The 16053-nt window shown below is 67.1% G+C and carries 14 protein-coding genes; 1 reads left to right on the plus strand and 13 read right to left on the minus strand.

The annotated features are described in order from the left end of the window. Positions 1–25 precede the first annotated feature (25 nt). The 13 genes from KU893_RS15760 to KU893_RS15820 form a co-directional block, all read right to left on the minus strand. The gene (locus KU893_RS15760) at positions 26–1339 is read right to left on the minus strand and encodes a hypothetical protein (protein ID WP_218235328.1); all 1314 of its coding nucleotides are present in this window, start codon (positions 1337–1339) and stop codon (positions 26–28) included. 60 nt (positions 1340–1399) lie between these two features. Next, positions 1400–4495 carry a LysM peptidoglycan-binding domain-containing protein gene (locus KU893_RS15765; RefSeq protein WP_218235329.1) on the minus strand — a complete coding sequence of 1032 codons (3096 nt, stop codon included), beginning with the start codon at positions 4493–4495 and terminating at the stop codon, positions 1400–1402. Continuing rightward, the gene (locus tag KU893_RS15770; RefSeq protein WP_218235330.1) at positions 4492–4917 is read right to left on the minus strand and encodes a pilus assembly protein TadG-related protein; all 426 of its coding nucleotides are present in this window, start codon (positions 4915–4917) and stop codon (positions 4492–4494) included. The genes KU893_RS15765 and KU893_RS15770 overlap by 4 nt, the downstream gene beginning before the upstream one ends. Next, positions 4914–5342 (minus strand): TadE/TadG family type IV pilus assembly protein, encoded by a 429-nt coding sequence (locus KU893_RS15775; RefSeq protein ID WP_257441406.1) that lies wholly within the window; start codon positions 5340–5342, stop codon positions 4914–4916. The genes KU893_RS15770 and KU893_RS15775 overlap by 4 nt, the downstream gene beginning before the upstream one ends. After that, positions 5339–5692 carry a TadE/TadG family type IV pilus assembly protein gene (locus tag KU893_RS15780; protein ID WP_229856493.1) on the minus strand — a complete coding sequence of 118 codons (354 nt, stop codon included), beginning with the start codon at positions 5690–5692 and terminating at the stop codon, positions 5339–5341. Before KU893_RS15780 ends, KU893_RS15775 begins: the two co-directional genes overlap by 4 nt. Positions 5693–5714: 22 nt before the next feature. Then, entirely contained in the window at positions 5715–5903 is a 189-nt protein-coding gene (locus KU893_RS15785) for a hypothetical protein (RefSeq protein ID WP_218235332.1), read from the minus strand. A gap of 42 nt (positions 5904–5945) precedes the next feature. Next, complete coding sequence (locus KU893_RS15790; protein ID WP_218235333.1) at positions 5946–6851, minus strand: type II secretion system F family protein; 906 nt, start codon at positions 6849–6851, stop codon at positions 5946–5948. After that, positions 6848–7705 carry a type II secretion system F family protein gene (locus KU893_RS15795; RefSeq protein ID WP_218235334.1) on the minus strand — a complete coding sequence of 286 codons (858 nt, stop codon included), beginning with the start codon at positions 7703–7705 and terminating at the stop codon, positions 6848–6850. The genes KU893_RS15790 and KU893_RS15795 overlap by 4 nt, the downstream gene beginning before the upstream one ends. Continuing rightward, entirely contained in the window at positions 7702–9054 is a 1353-nt protein-coding gene (locus KU893_RS15800) for a TadA family conjugal transfer-associated ATPase (protein ID WP_308167226.1), read from the minus strand. The genes KU893_RS15795 and KU893_RS15800 overlap by 4 nt, the downstream gene beginning before the upstream one ends. Positions 9055–9167: 113 nt before the next feature. After that, a complete protein-coding gene (locus KU893_RS15805) occupies positions 9168–9935 on the minus strand; it encodes a CpaE/TadZ family protein (protein ID WP_218235336.1) in 768 nt (255 codons plus the stop codon). After that, positions 9935–10507, minus strand: a complete 573-nt coding sequence (locus tag KU893_RS15810) for an SAF domain-containing protein (RefSeq protein ID WP_246592697.1) — start codon at positions 10505–10507, stop codon at positions 9935–9937. Before KU893_RS15810 ends, KU893_RS15805 begins: the two co-directional genes overlap by 1 nt. Before the next feature lie 127 nt (positions 10508–10634). After that, complete coding sequence (locus KU893_RS15815; RefSeq protein ID WP_218235338.1) at positions 10635–11594, minus strand: hypothetical protein; 960 nt, start codon at positions 11592–11594, stop codon at positions 10635–10637. Beyond that, positions 11582–12190, minus strand: coding sequence for a hypothetical protein (locus tag KU893_RS15820; protein ID WP_218235339.1), 609 nt, complete (start codon positions 12188–12190; stop codon positions 11582–11584). Before KU893_RS15820 ends, KU893_RS15815 begins: the two co-directional genes overlap by 13 nt. 337 nt (positions 12191–12527) lie before the next feature. On the opposite strand from KU893_RS15820, the gene mobF reads away from it, so the two are divergent. Beyond that, positions 12528–16031 carry a MobF family relaxase gene (mobF, locus tag KU893_RS15825; RefSeq protein ID WP_218235340.1) on the plus strand — a complete coding sequence of 1168 codons (3504 nt, stop codon included), beginning with the start codon at positions 12528–12530 and terminating at the stop codon, positions 16029–16031. The last annotated feature ends 22 nt before the right edge of the window (positions 16032–16053 follow it).

A 16053-nucleotide genomic window follows, 5' to 3' on the forward strand; every position in this document is an offset into this window, starting at 1 on the left:
GAGCGCAAATCAGGACGATGTCGCGTCAGGAAGCGCGCGCGGGCAGCACCAGCAGTGTCCCGTCTTGGTGCTTCTCAATCTCGATGACGACGTCCGCGGCGGCATTCGACTCCGCGGGGGCGAGCGCCCGCAGGCGGTACGAAGCGTCGAGGAGGCTGTCGACTTGCTTACGAGTCATCACCTTGTCGATCAGCCGCTTCGGTGATCGGAGCTCGAGTGACGACAGACGCCGGAGCACGTTCTCGATGCGTGCTTCCAGTTCGTTGATCCGCTGCTGATCAGCCCGAAGGCTCTGGACGAAGTTCTCGAAGGGATTGTCTTGATCGCTCTGCCCGGCCTCTACGCCCTGCAACACGATCACCCGGCGCTTGAGGGCGATCGCGAGTGCAGCCATTTCGAGGTGTGCTCGAAACTCGCCGCCCTCTTCGCTGATGCCGGGGAACGCTGCGTCGACTTCGGCGACATCGACGTGGTCATCTTCGAGGACCGAGTCCAGCGCTGCCTCCCACTTCTTGACGCGAGTCTCTGCTCGCTGCGAGGCAGTGCTGATGGCATGAACCGCGGAGTCCAATCCGAGCGATGATCCGACCTTGCCCCGGTCGAGCAACAGGGCAGTCGCCTTGTCGATGGCGTCGCGGCAGCCGTCGAGCTCACTTCGCTCGGCCTCCAACTTGTCGTCGTGCAGCTTTTCCAGGAGTTCGGTGATGTTCTCGATGGCCTTCTGCCGTTCGTGGTCCGCGTACGCGCTCGCTCCAACCGCAACCGCCATCAAGACAAGGGGCGCAGCCACGGTCATTGCCGTGCCAGCGGCTGCTGTCCCGGCTGCGGCACCGACGGCGGTTCCGGTTGCCCCAGCGGAGGCTGCTTCTACGGGCACGAAGGTGGCTTTGGCCGCGATCGCACTCTTGCCGGCGCCGGCGACCAGGTCGCCGTAGACCCCGCCGTCGACAGCCTTGGACGTCATCGGCTTCACGAGACCCTTGCCGAACTGCGATGCGACCTTGGCAGGAACATGCATCCGGTAGAGGACCTCAGTGGACTGCGTGACCTGCTGGACGGCAGGCGACTTCGAGGAGCCGGACACGAGCCTGGACAGCTCCTTCGCGAGCGGGCTCATGGCGTCGAGCGGGAGGCCACTCGACGCCCGATCACGCTTCGCGGGCAGGGGGTGAGCCTCCAAGGTGACCAGCGGTGCGGACGCGAATGCTGCGAGCGCCGAGCGGAGTTCAGTCAGCCGTTCTGGCGTGAGCGCTCCCTCATCTGCGAAGGCGGGGACGGTGGCGCCCTGGGTCGTGGACAGGGTCCATACGGGCACGATCGTGCCGTCAACGTTGCTCATTGGTCTCCTCGGTCAGGCGCCCAACACGATATCGGCCGGAGCCGACAGATGAGGCTGACTTCAGGAGGCCGACGGGTGGCGAGAGGGCTTCGGTACGGGCCGCGGCCGGCGGCGTCCCCATTCGTTCTTCGCGGCGATCTCCTTGGTCCGCGCTGGCAGATCGATCGGTGGCTCGTGATCGTCGCGTCGATCGAACACTTTCGCGCGCAGCATCTGGTCCGCAGCCGCTCCGTGGCCCTGAACCTCCATGACTCTCGCCAGATCGAGTCGGCTGACTTCGTCGTACGGCGCCGCCATGCACGCGGTCTCTGCGCTTTCGCGGGCCGTTTCCAGGTCGCCACGTTGAAGTGCATCCAGCACGACGACGTGTGCGGTGTCGACGATGGCACTCGGGATCAAGTCTTGGAGTCGGTCCCCGTCGAGTAGCCAGTTCCACCCTTGCTCGCGGAGTTGATCGAACGGTTGCCCGTGGACCAAATGGAGCGCTTGCGCGAGGTCGGCGATCCCGTCCGCGCCTCGAGCCTGACCACGGGCGCGGAGGCGACGGAAGAGGTCGACATCCACGAGCAGGTCATCAACGTGGTAGCCGTGCCACTCGTCCGGCGGGCCGTCCCCTTGTCGCGGAATGTGCAGGCGTCCGGTTCGCGGGTCCTCGCCAAGCCAATCGCGGACATGACCGATGTCTGTTCGTGCGCGGGGCAGACCGATGTGGAATGCGTCCGCGATGGTGCGTGAGCTTGCGCCTTCGGGGTGCAAGGCCAGGAAGGCGAGCAGCTCGGAGTAATACGGCCTGCGCTTGACGATCTTCTCGGGCAGTTCTCCGTGGGCGGTGACTCGAACGGGACCGAGGAGCGTGAGCTTGGGGAGTCGCGAAGCATCGTTGAGCCATTCAGCTAGGTCTTCATCGAGCGTTGGATCGAGTTCCTCGAGGCTGGTGAGGGCATCGTCCTTCGCTATCGGTGCCAGTTGGTCAACGTCCGCCGTGGTTGCCGCGCCCAGCTGCACGTACTCGTCCGCTTCACCCTTGAGCAGCGAGGCTTGCCCTGCGGGGCCCGTTGGCCTCGGCTGTGTGAACGCTTCGTGGAGCGCGCCTCCCTGATCCGTGACCCCCTGCCAACCGTCTGCGGCCCGGGAGAAGGGCGGGATGTCGACCGTCGGGGTGATCCTCGTGACGTCCACGATGGCCGAGCACATGGCGGCCTCCTCGGCGCTCAACCCTGACGCAGCAAGCGTGAGGGCCAGGTCTGGGATCGTCAGCGTCCCGTCTCTCGCCAGCTCCACGGCCGTGGCGCCCGAAAGCGCTGCGCTGTCGAAGGCGACGACCGCCGCCCCCAAACGGCAGGGCGACGCATCGATCGCTTCCCGCAACGCTGCGGCTACCTGCTCGTCCGGCGTTACGACGACCTGGAACGGGTCGGGATAGTCGATCCCGTGCTCGGCGAGGATACGGAGATCGTCGACGATCCCTTGGGCACCGGCGTCGCGCTCGTGCGTGCGGAGGCGGTGGGTATCCAGATCGGCCAATTCAGCTCCGAGGCCAAAGACGTCGGTTTGCACCAGGACGGACCAGGGATTCAGCGCCAGCTCAGCGCTGATGTGTCGGGCAAGGGCAACGGCAGCCTCCCGGTCACCGGTGAGCTGGATGCAGCCGAACTGCTCGAGATTCAGCAACCATTGGCGTCTGTCGGCATCCGTGCCGATGCTGACAAGCATCGGGTACGGCGGCAGGACGTCCTCGTCGTTCGTGCACTCGCGAACGGCGACGGTCCACTCGGTTCTCGCCCCGCGCCAAGGCGAGGGAAGATCGGCTGACTCGGCGAAGTGGAGCGTCACCACGTCGTTCCGCAGCGCAACCGTCTGCAGAAGCGGAAGTGGTTGATCCGCCGCTGCTGCATGCGCGGCGAGGCTGTTGAGTACTGCGTGGAGGCCCTCGATGTCGACGGCACCTGACGCGCCGTACACCTGTACGGTCTTGTCAACGTTCACCAGTTCGGGTGGAGGCGGCGCCAACGTCTGGCCCGGTCGGCGATAGCGAAACTGCGTCCTCCGGTGGGCCCGGACCGCCGTCAGGACTGCGCCGGCCAGCATCCCGCTGCCCGCGATCCCGGGTAGGACCCAGGCCGGCAGTGACGTGCTTTCGGATTCGTCCTCGGCGGTCGACGGCGGCTCTGCTTCGCTGGTGTGGAGGTCGTCATGATCGCCCTCGGCCGTGGGGGCCTCGGCGGACGGGGACGGCATCGTCGGTGGGGCTTCCTCGGGGGGAGCCTCCGGTTCCGACGGCGCCTCGCTCCGCGGCGGCAGCTCGGCCGGCGGCTCGGGGATCGTGAGCTTCCAGCCCGGTCGGATGAGATCTGGATCGGTGAGATGCTCGCCGTCGGGTTGGATCGTCTGCCGCGAGGCGTCGTAGATCTCGGGGTACCGATCGGCGTCGCCGAGTTCCTCTGCGGCGATATCGGAGAGGGTGTCGCCCGGCTCGACGACGACTGTGCTCTGCTGCTGTGGCTCGTCGGGAACCTTGAGGACGGTGCCCGGGGTGATGAAGTCGGGCTGCCCGTGGAGCGTCTTTGTGTTGAGCGCGACCAGTTCCGTGTAGCGGGCGCCATCGCCCAAGAGTCGGTCGGCAATGCGCCAGAGGCTGTCTCCGCGCACAACGGTGTAGTCGCGGGTGCGAGCGGATTCGGCAGTCGCCGGTGCAACTGCGGCCTCGGTTTCCGAGTGAATCTCCCGAACAGGAGCCGGCTCCGCAGGCGTGGTCTGGGCGACCGCGGTCGAGTGTGCGGGAGGCGCGGGCGCTGCGATCGCAATGGCGGGACCGGCGATGAAGAGCAGGGCTGCGATGCCGACAAGCCGCGCGGCGAACTCCTGAGGGAGCGCCAACCCGGGAACCGACGGAGCGGGCACTCGACGGATCTCCGCGACCACGGCGAGCGCGACCGATCCGGTCAGGACGGCCCACGCGCCCCAGCCGACCGCTGCAAAGGCCGCGAATGCAAGGCTCCCGTCGTCCGGTCGGGAGAGCATTCGCTGGAGTTCGCTGAAGTCGGCGTCCCATGGCGCGTAGCCGATCGAGACGAGGATCGCTGGGAAGGCGACTACCAGCGCCATTAGCGCCAGGCAGGCGGCGAACCCGCGGATCCGCTGGCTCAACGTGGTCATTGCTCAGTACCTCCCAAACTGCGAACGACGCGGGCGCTCGCCTCGCCGGTGACGTTCAGGTCGCCGATGCCGATAGCCCCGAGGAACGTGGGGGAGTAGGTGTCCGTCACCGTGACGGTGATGGTGTCTCCGCCGGAGACCGTGACCGTGCCTTCGACGCCTGCTTGGTCCAGGAACTCCTGCGCGGCACTGCGCGCCGCCGCAAGGTCGACGTACACCGCTCGTCCTTCGATGGCGGCGGCCGGTTGAATTCGTTGGCCGCCTGCTCGCGCGGCTTGGGCCGCGATGTTGTGGGCACGTTGCTGGGCATGGACCTGCCCGCCGAGGTCGACGGCCAGGCCAACGAGAATGATCATCACGAAGCTCGAGGTGGCCAGCCAGATGCTGACCGAACCGCGCTCGTCACGGATTCGCCGCGTCATGAGCGCTCTCTCCACGTGTCCAGCGGCGAGCTCACCGAAGCGGTGATGATGCGAGAGCCGGGAACCCCCGGGACCGCCAGATCGGCGAGATTCAGCCGGCACTCGACAGTCACCTGGACGGTTCCGGGGGTGCCGACGGGTACGTCGAAATCGGAGGTATCGACGGAGACCGTCACACTGAGGCAGTCGATGCCCTGAGCTTCGAGACTCGAGCGCGCCGCCGACTCCGCCTCGGCGCGCGCAGTTTCGTTCGTCCGCGAGATGGACGCTGACCTGGCGCCGTCTGCTGCGGCCGATTCGACAGCTCCGTGGGTCATGGCCGTTCGGCCGCCGAAGATGATGAGGCCGACGAAGAGGGCGAAGGCAGGCACTCCGATGGCCGCTTCGATCGAAGCGGAGCCCCGTTCGTCCCGTCGCGACTTCACGGTGCCGTCAGTCTCTCGGTCGGCAGCGAGGCGGACTGGACGATTCTGGGCGACCATCCCGGGATGACGCTGAGGCTGTGACCGGTCACCGTCACGGTCACCGTTGTGGAGGTCCGCTCGGCGGACGCCGTCGCGTTCTCGAGTACGTCGTCGCCTCCGGCGTCGGACACAAAATTGTTGGCGGCGTCGACGCCTTCGGACCGTGTCCCCGTCTCGGCACTTGCTGCCCGTGCCCCCTCCTGCGCGGCAGCGATCGCGACCGCTCGGGCGTGGTAGAACAACGCGGCCTGCATGCCGAGGAACAGCACCGCGAAGAGGGCAGGCAGGAGGATCACGAGCTGGATCGACACCGACCCGCGCTCGTCCCTCCGCCTACTTGATGTTGCCGGCTTGAGCCGTGACATATGCCTTCACCGCTGCGACCACGACCGCGACGATGGCGATCACGGCTACGGCCCAGAGCACGTGTTCGGTCGTGACCGAGCCGCGCTCATCTCGATGGCGCATTCGTGTGTCGAAGCCGATTCTCAGCCCGACCAGCGTGGTGATAATTCGATCCATTTCGGTTCCTTCCCGTCCGCGGTCCTTCCGTCGGGCTGGTTATTAGGTGTTGCTGAACATCCGGAGCAGTGAGGGCGCCACAAGGAGCGCCATGAAGACGACTCCCAGGAGCGAGCCCGGGATCGTCATGCGCTCTCCGACGGCGTTCGCCTCCGCGATCTCGTCGTTGAGCATTGCCGTGCGCATCGCAGCGGATCGAGCGCGGAGGTGGGTGTAGACGCTGGCGCCTTCCTCACCCGAGAGCCGCATGATGTCGGCGAAGTCCTCGAGTTCTGGCAGGGCCAGTTCGTCGGCAAGCGCGTTGAGCGCGTCCCACGGCGGCTGGCCCGACCACCGGGAACGGGTCAGTTCCTCCGAGAGGCGGGTGAACACCCACGAATCGCCGACGAGTGCTGCCGACTCCATGGCCTGGCGTACGCCCGAACCGTTGTTTCGTTCGAGCGCGACCAGATCGATGTACGCGCCCAGCGCTCGCGAGAACTCGAGCCGCGCTTTCCGAGCGTCGTCGATCGCGTTGTAGTTCGGCAGGAAGAACATGAAGGCCGCAAGTCCGACGGAGGCCGCGCCGCTCAGGACGATCGGAAGCCCGAGGCCGATCACATGGAAGAAGACCGAAAGCAGCGGCGGGATCGCGAGGCCGAGCATGGCGGAGACGAGTTTGTCGCCATAGAACCGCGCGGTGGGGATCCGAAGTACGGCGAGCTCGCGCGTTGGCGTTCGTGCCCACACTGACGTGGGCAGGGTCTTCAGCGCCCATGTCCCGAGTCGTTCCTTCCCATGCGACGGCGTCCCCGCATTGCCTGCTGCGCGGGCGGGCCGGCCGGGGCCAAGACGGGCAAGAGCGTCCGCCAAGTCCGGTTCGGCGGGAAGGAAGCGGGCTGCGAGGACCACCAGCCCGAACGCGATCAGGGCGCCGCTCAGGAGCGCCGCTTGAAGCCCGCTGGTCATCGGCCACCTCCAGCCTGAGTTGGCGCGGCCGACAAGAAGCGCGGGAGGTTGCGCCCAACGGCCATGCGCTTCATCCAAACCAGGATCGCGACGTACGCCGCGAGGAGGCTCAGCAGAATCACTTGGCCGAGCGGGCTCCGATAGGGCTCGACGTAGGTGCCGGACACCGCGAGGACTATGAGTACGCCAGCACTGATGATCGTGACCCAGCGCGCGGTGGCTCGAGGCTTGGCTCGGTCTGCTTCCACTTGGCGTCGCGCTCGGACGTCTGCTGCAACGGACTCGGCGAGCCCGTCTAGGACGCTCGCCAGTCCCGCGCCGCGACGACGTGCTCCCAGGATCAGGTTGGCGGCCACGAGGTCGCCGGTGGCGTCGTCAAGCTCGTCAGCGAACGCGCGGAGGGCATCCTCGGTGGGCCAGCGTGCTCGTAGTCGAGCGACCAGCCGCGTGACCTCGGGCGCGATGGCGGCGGGAGTCGAACGAAGGGTCGCGACGAGCGCCTGCTCCAGGCCGACGCCGACCGTCAGGACTCCGGATAGGGACCGAGTCCATTCCTCCATCGCCTCGAGTCGTTGGATGCGCGAATGCGCCGGACCCGCCGACAAGAGCACCGGCAGTCCGACGAACGCCAGAGGGACGAGCACGATGGCCAAGGCCCACCCCGTGACCATGACGGCGACAAGCCCGACAACGATGCCGGTCGCGAGGAGGAGCTGGGTCTGCTTGGTGAGTGGCCTCAGCCGACGTCGCCGTGGCGGCCGCTCGACGACCTCGGCAGGCTGCAAACCGACGACCGTGGCGAGGATCCCGCCCACGATCAGCGCTCCGGCCAGCGCAGGGATGAGGGCGATCACGACGCGCGTCCCTGCTCGGAGAGGTAGCCCGCCAGATCGAAGCCGTAGTCCGCCAAAGAGCGGTACGCATCCGGCAGCACATCCGGGACGGCAGCGCCGTCGGTGCCGGGCGAGAACACGTGGGTCGTTGCGTAACCCGTCTCGCGTTCACCTGGGTCGAGGGCGATGATCTCGGCAACCCTTCGGGTGCGAATCGGCCCGTCCTGCCCAGCCGTCGTACGAAGGTCGAGATGGACGATGAGGTCGATCGTGGCGGCGAGCTTGCTGGTCGCCAGTGACTGCGTCACGTGCGGCCCAGCCTCCATGGCGCAGGTGACGAGCTTCCGGACGGCTGCGACGGCGTCGGAGGAATGCGTGGTGGAGATGGAACCAGTGCCGGACTCCATCGCCTTGATCATCGCCCAGATCTCCTTGCCTCGGACCTCGCCGACGATCTGGCGCGACAGGTTGAAGCGGAACGAGTCGACGAGCGCCTCGTCGAGGGTGAACTCGCCGGCCTGACGCCCGTCGGGTCCGCGCTCGCCGGATCCGGGACGGGCTTCCCACGGATGGACGATCCGATGCCGATCGGGCAGTTCGTGCAGGTGCAGCTCGTACTCCGTCTCGAACGTCCCAATGGCTTCAAGCGGATCGATCTCGGCGCAGAGGGCTCGAACGAGAGTGGTCTTGCCAGCGCCTTGGCAACCCGACACGACGATGCTCCGCCGTGCCCGGACGGCCGCGGCCAGGAAGGACGCGGCGACTGGCGACAGCATCTTCCGTTCGACAAGGTCGGCCAGCGTCACCTGCATCAGTCGGTGGCGCCGGACGACGACGGAAGGCCGCGGCGTGACCCAGGCCGCCGCAGCGAGTCGCGAGCCGCCGTCGAGCCGAAGGTGCAGGCGAGGTTGCGCCTCGGAGAAGCCGCGAGCATTCACTTCGCTGCGGGAGGCGAGGAAGACGAGGAAGTCGATGAGTTCTTCGTCTGAATCAGCGACGGGTGGCCCCTCCTGGAGCGAGCCATCGACCAACTCGAGGAGGACTCGGTCGTAGCCGGTGATGATGATGTTCTCGATGCGGTCGTCGTCGACGAGCGGCTGCAGTCGGCCGAGTCGGAACAGCGAATCGAAGACAGCTCGGGCCAGGGATTCCTGGTGGGCGGGGGTCAGAGCGCCGACACCGTTGTTCACCTGTTCGGCCATCGTCGTGTCGATCAGCTCCAGGACGATGGCGCGGCCTAGTTCCTCCTGAGCAGTCTTGTCGAGGCGGCGGTCGGCCGCGACGGCCTGGCTAAGTTGGTCGGATGCCTTGGCTCGGAGTGCAGCGACGAGCTGCCAGTCGATGCCGTTGCTCAAGGCGGGGACGGACACGGGAAGCCTGGTGACGGAACCGGCGTGGCGGGCCAGTCGCGAACCGTTCTCCGCCGGCTCACCATGAGCAAAGAGGGGGAGCGACCGCGGGTCACTGCTGATTCGTCCGGTCGTCATGAGTGCGCTCGCTCGAGAAGCCCCGATCGCCTGCGGTTGATGGCACCTCGCATCGACTCGATCGCGGCGCGGAGGCTGCGGACGAATAGCCCGGTGTCGAAATGCTTCGGTGGTGCGGCGCCGCGGTGGAACACCGCTGCGGACTCCGCGTCGTCGGCGATCGAGGCAATGACCGGGAGTTCGACGACCGCACTGACTTCCGCCGCGGCGTAGGGCTGCCCGGCGCCGATCAGCAGAAGACCCGTCTGGCCCAGGTCGAGGCCGGGCTGTGCGACAGCATCGGACCACGCACGAGACGCCGACAGCGCAGGAAGGTTTGTGCGGGTCACCAGGAGGGTCAGGTCAGCGCCCAACGTGAGTGGCTCCGGCGCGTGGGCGAGACCGAGCCGACCGCAGTCGACGATCACGTCCTGCCCGTTCGACTCCAGTTCGCCAAGGGCTTCCGAAAAAGGGCGCCATACATCGTGGAGGGCATTCGCCTGGCTGCGCGATCGAGTCCCTGCGATGAAGGACACTTGGGTTCCCGGGATCGGTCGGGCAACCTCTCGCAGGGCGTCGGCGATGGGCGCCGCGGATAGCGCGAGCTCGACGAGGCCAGCGTCGTACTCATGGCTTCCGCGGAAGTAGCCGGCGAGGATGCCGGAGCCGCCTGTCGGGTCGGCCTCCACGAGCAGGACTGGGCGAGGCCACAGCAGCGAGAGTCCCACGGCCGTCGTCGTGACCCCGGGGGAACCGGATGCCGATGTCAGGGCGATGACGGCCATCAGCGATCCCGCGAATCCAGGACCAGAGCGACGTGGCCGGTCGCGATGCGGGCTGCCAGGACGGCCGCATCCTCGTGCTTGACGAGGAGATCGACCACGGTCCCACCGGTTGCCTCATCGACGTGGACCGCGACCACCTCAGCCTCGCTGTAGAGCGGGGTGCCGCCGGGGAGGTCGCCGTCCTGGCCTGGCGTGACGATCACCCGCACGTGGTCGCCACTTGAGAGCGCGATGCCGGGCGACTGGGCGGGCGTGAGCGCAATCCCGACCACGGACTCGCCGTCACTTGGGAGGGAGGCGGCTGAGTACGAGTCCGGAGTCAAGGCTGTGCCCGCAGCGATGTCGACCGTGGCCCGTTGGCCCACGACAGCTTCGAACTCGTCAGAACTGACCGGCGACAGCGCGGGGTCGGAGCTGATTCGGGCGGTCGTCAGGTCGCCCTTCTCGATGACCGATCCGCGTTCGATCGTCGTGCGCGCGACCAGGACCTCCTGACTGCTCGACGTTGCAGTCCATGTCCAACCTGCAACGACCGCACCGAGACAGATTGCGACGATGCCGATCACGGTCATCCCTGGCCGTCGGCGCAGTTTCGGTGGAGGGGCCGGGGGAGTGCCCGACTCAGTTGCTCGGTCGATGGTCGCGTCTCGCGTGGACGTGGTCATGGTTTCCCTCGCTGCTCCCGCGCCTCGGCCCTCGTCAGTGGACGAGCACCTGCGCCTCTCCGATCGAGATCTCGACAGCACGGACCAAGCCGTTCAGCCGGATCGTTCCTGTTTGGCCGGCCCCGGACCACGTGATGACCCAGTCCGACGTGGCGGTGACGGTGTAGTGATCGCTCGGCTGGTCTGAACTCGACTGCTCGTAGACATGACCGCACGTGGGCGAGCGCCGATCGCCGTACGACGCCTTGTAGGGGGTGCCCGGGCCGGTGCAAACGACTTCAGTGCCGTCGCCCATGTCCCAAGTGATTCGGTGGAGCTGAGCTGTGGCGGTCACCGTGATGCCTCCGGCAGAAGCCGATGCATTGATCGGTCCAACCGTGTGGCTGTCGGGGTTCGCTGCCCACATCCAAACCGGCATCCCCACGATCCCGATGCTGCCGTCGCCAGGCTTCGGCGCGATCCCAATGGTGATCGCCGACAGGTTCATCTGCTCGATCGCGATCGTTGCGACTTCGCGCGGAGTCGGGCCAGCGCCAGAGTTCGGCGGCGGATCGGCGGACCAGATGTAGATGTCGATGTCGGTTTGCGGCTGATAACAGCGGTACACCGCGCCGTCTCCTGGCTCGTGTCCCTGCCACGCCGGGTCGCCCGCTGGCGGCTGTGGATCGACGAGCTGGATGTAGCAGTTGTAGTTGTTCGACCAGTAGCCGTACTCGCTCGAGCAGGGGACCGGGCCGGGCGGCGGCTTGAGGACGTTCTGCTCGGTCCCATCCCAGTAGCAGGACGCGCCGGAACCCGTGTCCTCCGGGCCGTCATCACCGGGCTCACCGGGCTGGCCGGGCTGCCCAGGAACCTCGACCCAGATCAGGCAGACGCCGGTCTCGGGGTCGGTGACTTGGCACTCCGTGTCGGCTGACGTCGGCGCGGCTGCGCTGAGGAGGAAGCTCGCGATCGCGAGTGACAGAACGACGACATCGGCGATCAGGCGTCGCATGGCGTTCGCTCGATGTCCTGGCTCGAGGCAACTCGCCACGCGCCATCGGGATCGGAGTCCCACTCATAGTTCGAGACCGAGTACCGGATCCAGCCGGTGTCCGGTCGGTTCGGGGTCACGGCGGACTTGCCGTCCGCATCGAGCACGTCGACGTCGCTGACGTCGAAGCACACATCGACTTGAACGGTCGGCACCTTGCCGGCCTGCGGATCGGAGTTGTCAAGGTTGACCGACTCGACCTTCACCTCGACGACCTTCGTCTCGCCGACCTGGTGGAGGCCCTGCTTGCGCTCCCGCTTGAACAGCGTCTGCTGGGTCGACAGTTCGGTGCTAATCGCGACAGACGCGAGCCGGCTCAGCGGCTTCGTCGGATCCTGACGCAACTCGTTGCGGACCGCGTAGTAGTTCGCGATCGTCTCGGTGGCCGCCGCGGTGGCCGCATCCGAGGGTGATGTCGGCGTCGAACTCGGGGAGCTCGACGCCGTGGGTTCGGAACGCGGATCGCTCGGCTCCGAGTCGTCCTTGGCACACGACGTCCCGGCGATCAGCAGCAGTGCTGCGGTCGCGAGTGAGAGTGCTCCTCGTGAGTTCGTCATGCCCGAGTCCTTGCAGAACTCCCCGAGATCGAACCCGAGGACTCAGCAAGCGACGTCCTGCCGGCGGTCCGGCAAGGGCGCCGCCTCGTCCATTCAGCCACTGCTGTCTCAGTTACGCAACCTCTCCCCATCTCGCCACTCCTCCCGATCGATGCCGTTGCTGTCATCCCGTAGGTGTCGCACGGCGCCCGTCCCGCCTCGGCGGCAGCCTCGAATTCGTCCTACACCTCTTGCAGAACGAGGGCCGTAGGTCGGCGCGGTCAACTGTGGATGGACCCGCACCAACTCGGCCTGTGGACCAACCACGACACCTCACGGCCAAGGAGGTGATGCCTTGATGACCGTCTCGATGCGCGTGATGTCGGCCGGTGTTGGCTACCAATACCTGCTGCGGAGCGTGGCAGCGGGCGACGGCAACCGACACCTTTCGACTCCGCTGACCCGCTATTACTCAGAGACTGGGACGCCGCCCGGTCGGTGGTTGGGATCGGGCCTTCATGCCTTTGGCCATGGCGACATCCGGAGCGGTGATCCGGTAACCGAGCACCAGCTAGCACTGCTCCTCGGGATGGGGCGCGACCCCGTGAGCGGGCAGCCCCTGGGACGCGCGTTTCCTGACCTTGGAGGCGAGCCGACTGACTACGGCTCGGACGTTGCGATGTCGGCGCGCCGGGCGGTCGCGGGGTTCGACCTGACGTTCAGCGTGCCGAAGTCTGTCTCCGCGCTGTGGGGCGTGGCCGACGCCGGCACCCAGGCGCTGCTCGTCGAGGCTCACCACGACGCCGCCGCCGAGGTGCTCGATCTTCTCGAGCGCGAAGTCGCCGCCACGCGCAGGGGAGTGAGCGCTGGCAACGGCGCGGTCGCTCAGGCGGACGTCGTGGGCATTGCCGCGACGGCGTACGACCATTGGGACTCAAGGCTCGGCGATCCACAGCTTCATACACATGTCGTGGTCTCCAACAAGGTCCGGACGGTCGAGGACGGGCGCTGGCGCAGCCTGGACGGGCGCCCTCTCCATGCATCGGTCGTCGCGCTCTCTGAGCACTACAACGCGCTTGTGGCCGACAGGCTCACACGCCTGTTCGGAATCGAGTGGGAGGAACGGGCGCGAGGGGACGGACGGTCGCCCTCGTGGGAGTTGGCGCCCGTACCAAGCGAACTCATCCATGAGTTCTCGTCGCGGTCGCGGGGCATTGAGTTGGAGACCGACCGACTGGTTGCGGAGTACGTCGCGCAGTTTGGCAAGCGGCCGACGAGCGCGACTGTCATCCGGCTCCGTGCGCAAGCCACGCTTGCGACGCGTCCGGAGAAGCGGATCCGCTCTCTCGCCGATCTCACCGGTGAATGGCGAGGACGGGCGCGGTCGATTCTTGGGACGGGCGCTCCAGAGTGGGCGCGTCAGATCACGTCCGGAGGGGGCGCCCGTCCTACCCCGGCGTGCCTGCTCCGCGCGGACGATGTGCCCCATGACGTGGTGGAGGACCTGGCGGTCGCGGTCATCGACAAAGTGGGTGAGAAGCGCTCGACGTGGCGCCACTGGAACCTGTGGGCGGAGGCATCGCGACAGACCATGGGCTGGCGCTTCGCGTCAGCCGACGATCGCGAGACCGTGATCGGCCAACTGGTCGCGGAAGCAAAGGCGCAGTCGCTGTGCCTAACTCCACCGGAGCTCGCGAGTGTTCCGAAGACCTTCCGACGGAAGGACGGCTCGTCGAGGTTCCGTCCTCGCCACAGTTCCGTCTATTCATCCCGCGCGTTGCTCGCCGCCGAGGATCGCCTCCTCGCCTTGAGTCGCGGCCGTGGCGCGCCGACCGCAGATGCAGCGCGGATGGGCCTCGAGGTTGGGCCGGGCAAGGACCATCACCTCTTGAGCGAAAACCAGACCAAAGCCCTGGCGAGCGTCGCCGAGTCCGGGCGCCGGCTCGACGTGCTCGTCGGGCCAGCAGGTGCGGGCAAGACGACTGCGATGAAGGCACTTCAAACGGCGTGGATTGCCGAGCATGGTCGAGGCAGCGTCGTGGGGCTGGCGCCCAGCGCCGTGGCCGCGCAGGTGCTCTCCGAGGACCTGGGCATCGATTGCGAGAACACCGCGAAGTGGCTTCATGAGCATGACCGCGGACGCGCAGCCCTCTCCTCAGGGCAACTGGTCATCGTCGACGAGGCGACGCTCGCCGGAACCCTCGCGCTTGATCGCATCTGTGGGGTCGCTGCCGAAGCAGGCGCCAAGGTTCTCCTCGTCGGCGACTGGGCACAACTCCAGTCTGTGGACGCTGGCGGCGCCTTCTCGTTGCTGGTGAACGACCGAATCGATGTTCCAGAGCTCGCCGAGGTCCATCGCTTCGTCAACGGCTGGGAGCGTGACGCCTCGCTCGACCTGCGCTTGGGGCGCAGTGAGGTGATCGATGCATACGCCAGCCACGACAGGATCCGTGAGGGCACCACCGAAGCCATGGCGGATGAGGCCTACACCGCGTGGCGAGCCGATATCGGAGCAGGGCGCTCCAGCATCCTCGTGACCGAAGCAACCCGCTCGGTCTTCGAACTCAACAAGCGCGCACGAGCCGAACGGATCCTCGACGGCGACACGGCAGCCTCGACCGAGGTGCGGCTGGTCGACGGCAGCCACGCGTCCGAAGGCGACATCGTGATCACCCGGCGCAACGATCGTCGGCTCAAGCCGCTTCGTGGCGGATGGGTCCGCAACGGCGACCGCTGGCAGGTCATGCATGTGGGCAAAGACGGCTCGGCAGACGTACGCCGAATCTCCGGAAGCGGACACGGGACAGTCACCCTGCCGGCGGCGTACGTCGCAGAGCATGTCGACCTTGGGTATGCCGTCACAGCCCACCGAGCACAGGGCATCACTGTCGACACTTCGCACGTGGTGGTCTCAGGGACCACGACGCGGGAGAACCTGTACGTCTCTATGACTCGCGGTCGCGAGTCCAATATCGCGTACGTCGCGCTCGACCAGCCTGACGAGAGCCATTCCGCACCCGAGCCTGCCGAGGTCACTGCTCGGACGGTGCTCTACGGCGTCCTCCAGCACTCGGGTGTCGAACTCTCCGCTCACCAGATGATTCGCGCCGAGCAGGATCAGTGGGGCTCAATCGCCCAGCTCGCGGCCGAGTACGAGACGATTGCGGCGGTCGCCCAGAGGGATCGGTGGATCGAGCTTCTCGATCAATCCGGGCTGACGCGCGACCAGGTCGACCGGGTCGTTGGGTCCGACTCCTTTGGTCCGCTAACTGCAGAGCTGCGCCGCGCGGAGTCGAGCCATCTCGACATCGCGACCATTCTCCCGCGAGTCGTGGCTCGGCGCGGATTCGGAGATGCCATCGACATCGGCGCGGTCCTCATCAGCCGCCTGCGGCATGAGTCGCGACGCACAGGCCGTGGCAAGCGGACGATCGAGCCTCAGCTGATCGCCGGGTTGATCCCGGTGGCAGGTGGCGCGATGGAGGAGGAGATGGCCCTGGCGCTTCGTGAGCGGGCGCGGCTGATCGAGCGCCGGACACAGGAACTTGTCGAGGCCGAGGTCGACTCGGCCGGGCCGTGGGTCGCGAAGGTTGGCCCTGGACCGGATGAACCCGCGGAGCGAGCTCGGTGGCTTCGCGAACTGGGCGCTATCGCCGCGTACCGCGCTCGCTACGGCATCACGTCGCGGAGGCTCCTTGGGGAGGAGCCGACGACCGAGGCCCAGCGGACCGATGCGGCACGTGCGGAGCAAGCCGTCCGGCGGGCTCGCGCCGTTGCCCGAGAGGCTGGACGGAGTCGTCGAGAGTCGAGATCCACAGCGCCGCGGTGGGAGGCAGTTATCCACCGCCCCGGGGAGCGATGACTGGCGAAAGTCCGAGTGGACG

Source organism: Nocardioides daeguensis (assembly GCF_019192965.1).
GTDB classification, from domain to species: domain Bacteria; phylum Actinomycetota; class Actinomycetes; order Propionibacteriales; family Nocardioidaceae; genus Nocardioides; species Nocardioides daeguensis.

Coding starts and splice junctions, on each gene's coding strand:
- KU893_RS15785 (WP_218235332.1), bottom strand. CDS start 5,903: ATGGATCGAATTATCACCACGCTGGTCGGGCTGAGAATCGGCTTCGAC.
- mobF (WP_218235340.1), top strand. CDS start 12,528: ATGACCGTCTCGATGCGCGTGATGTCGGCCGGTGTTGGCTACCAATAC.
- KU893_RS15770 (WP_218235330.1), bottom strand. CDS start 4,917: ATGACGCGGCGAATCCGTGACGAGCGCGGTTCGGTCAGCATCTGGCTG.
- KU893_RS15790 (WP_218235333.1), bottom strand. CDS start 6,851: ATGACCAGCGGGCTTCAAGCGGCGCTCCTGAGCGGCGCCCTGATCGCG.
- KU893_RS15805 (WP_218235336.1), bottom strand. CDS start 9,935: ATGGCCGTCATCGCCCTGACATCGGCATCCGGTTCCCCCGGGGTCACG.
- KU893_RS15815 (WP_218235338.1), bottom strand. CDS start 11,594: ATGCGACGCCTGATCGCCGATGTCGTCGTTCTGTCACTCGCGATCGCG.
- KU893_RS15765 (WP_218235329.1), bottom strand. CDS start 4,495: ATGACCACGTTGAGCCAGCGGATCCGCGGGTTCGCCGCCTGCCTGGCG.
- KU893_RS15760 (WP_218235328.1), bottom strand. CDS start 1,339: ATGAGCAACGTTGACGGCACGATCGTGCCCGTATGGACCCTGTCCACG.
- KU893_RS15820 (WP_218235339.1), bottom strand. CDS start 12,190: ATGACGAACTCACGAGGAGCACTCTCACTCGCGACCGCAGCACTGCTG.
- KU893_RS15810 (WP_246592697.1), bottom strand. CDS start 10,507: ATGACCGTGATCGGCATCGTCGCAATCTGTCTCGGTGCGGTCGTTGCA.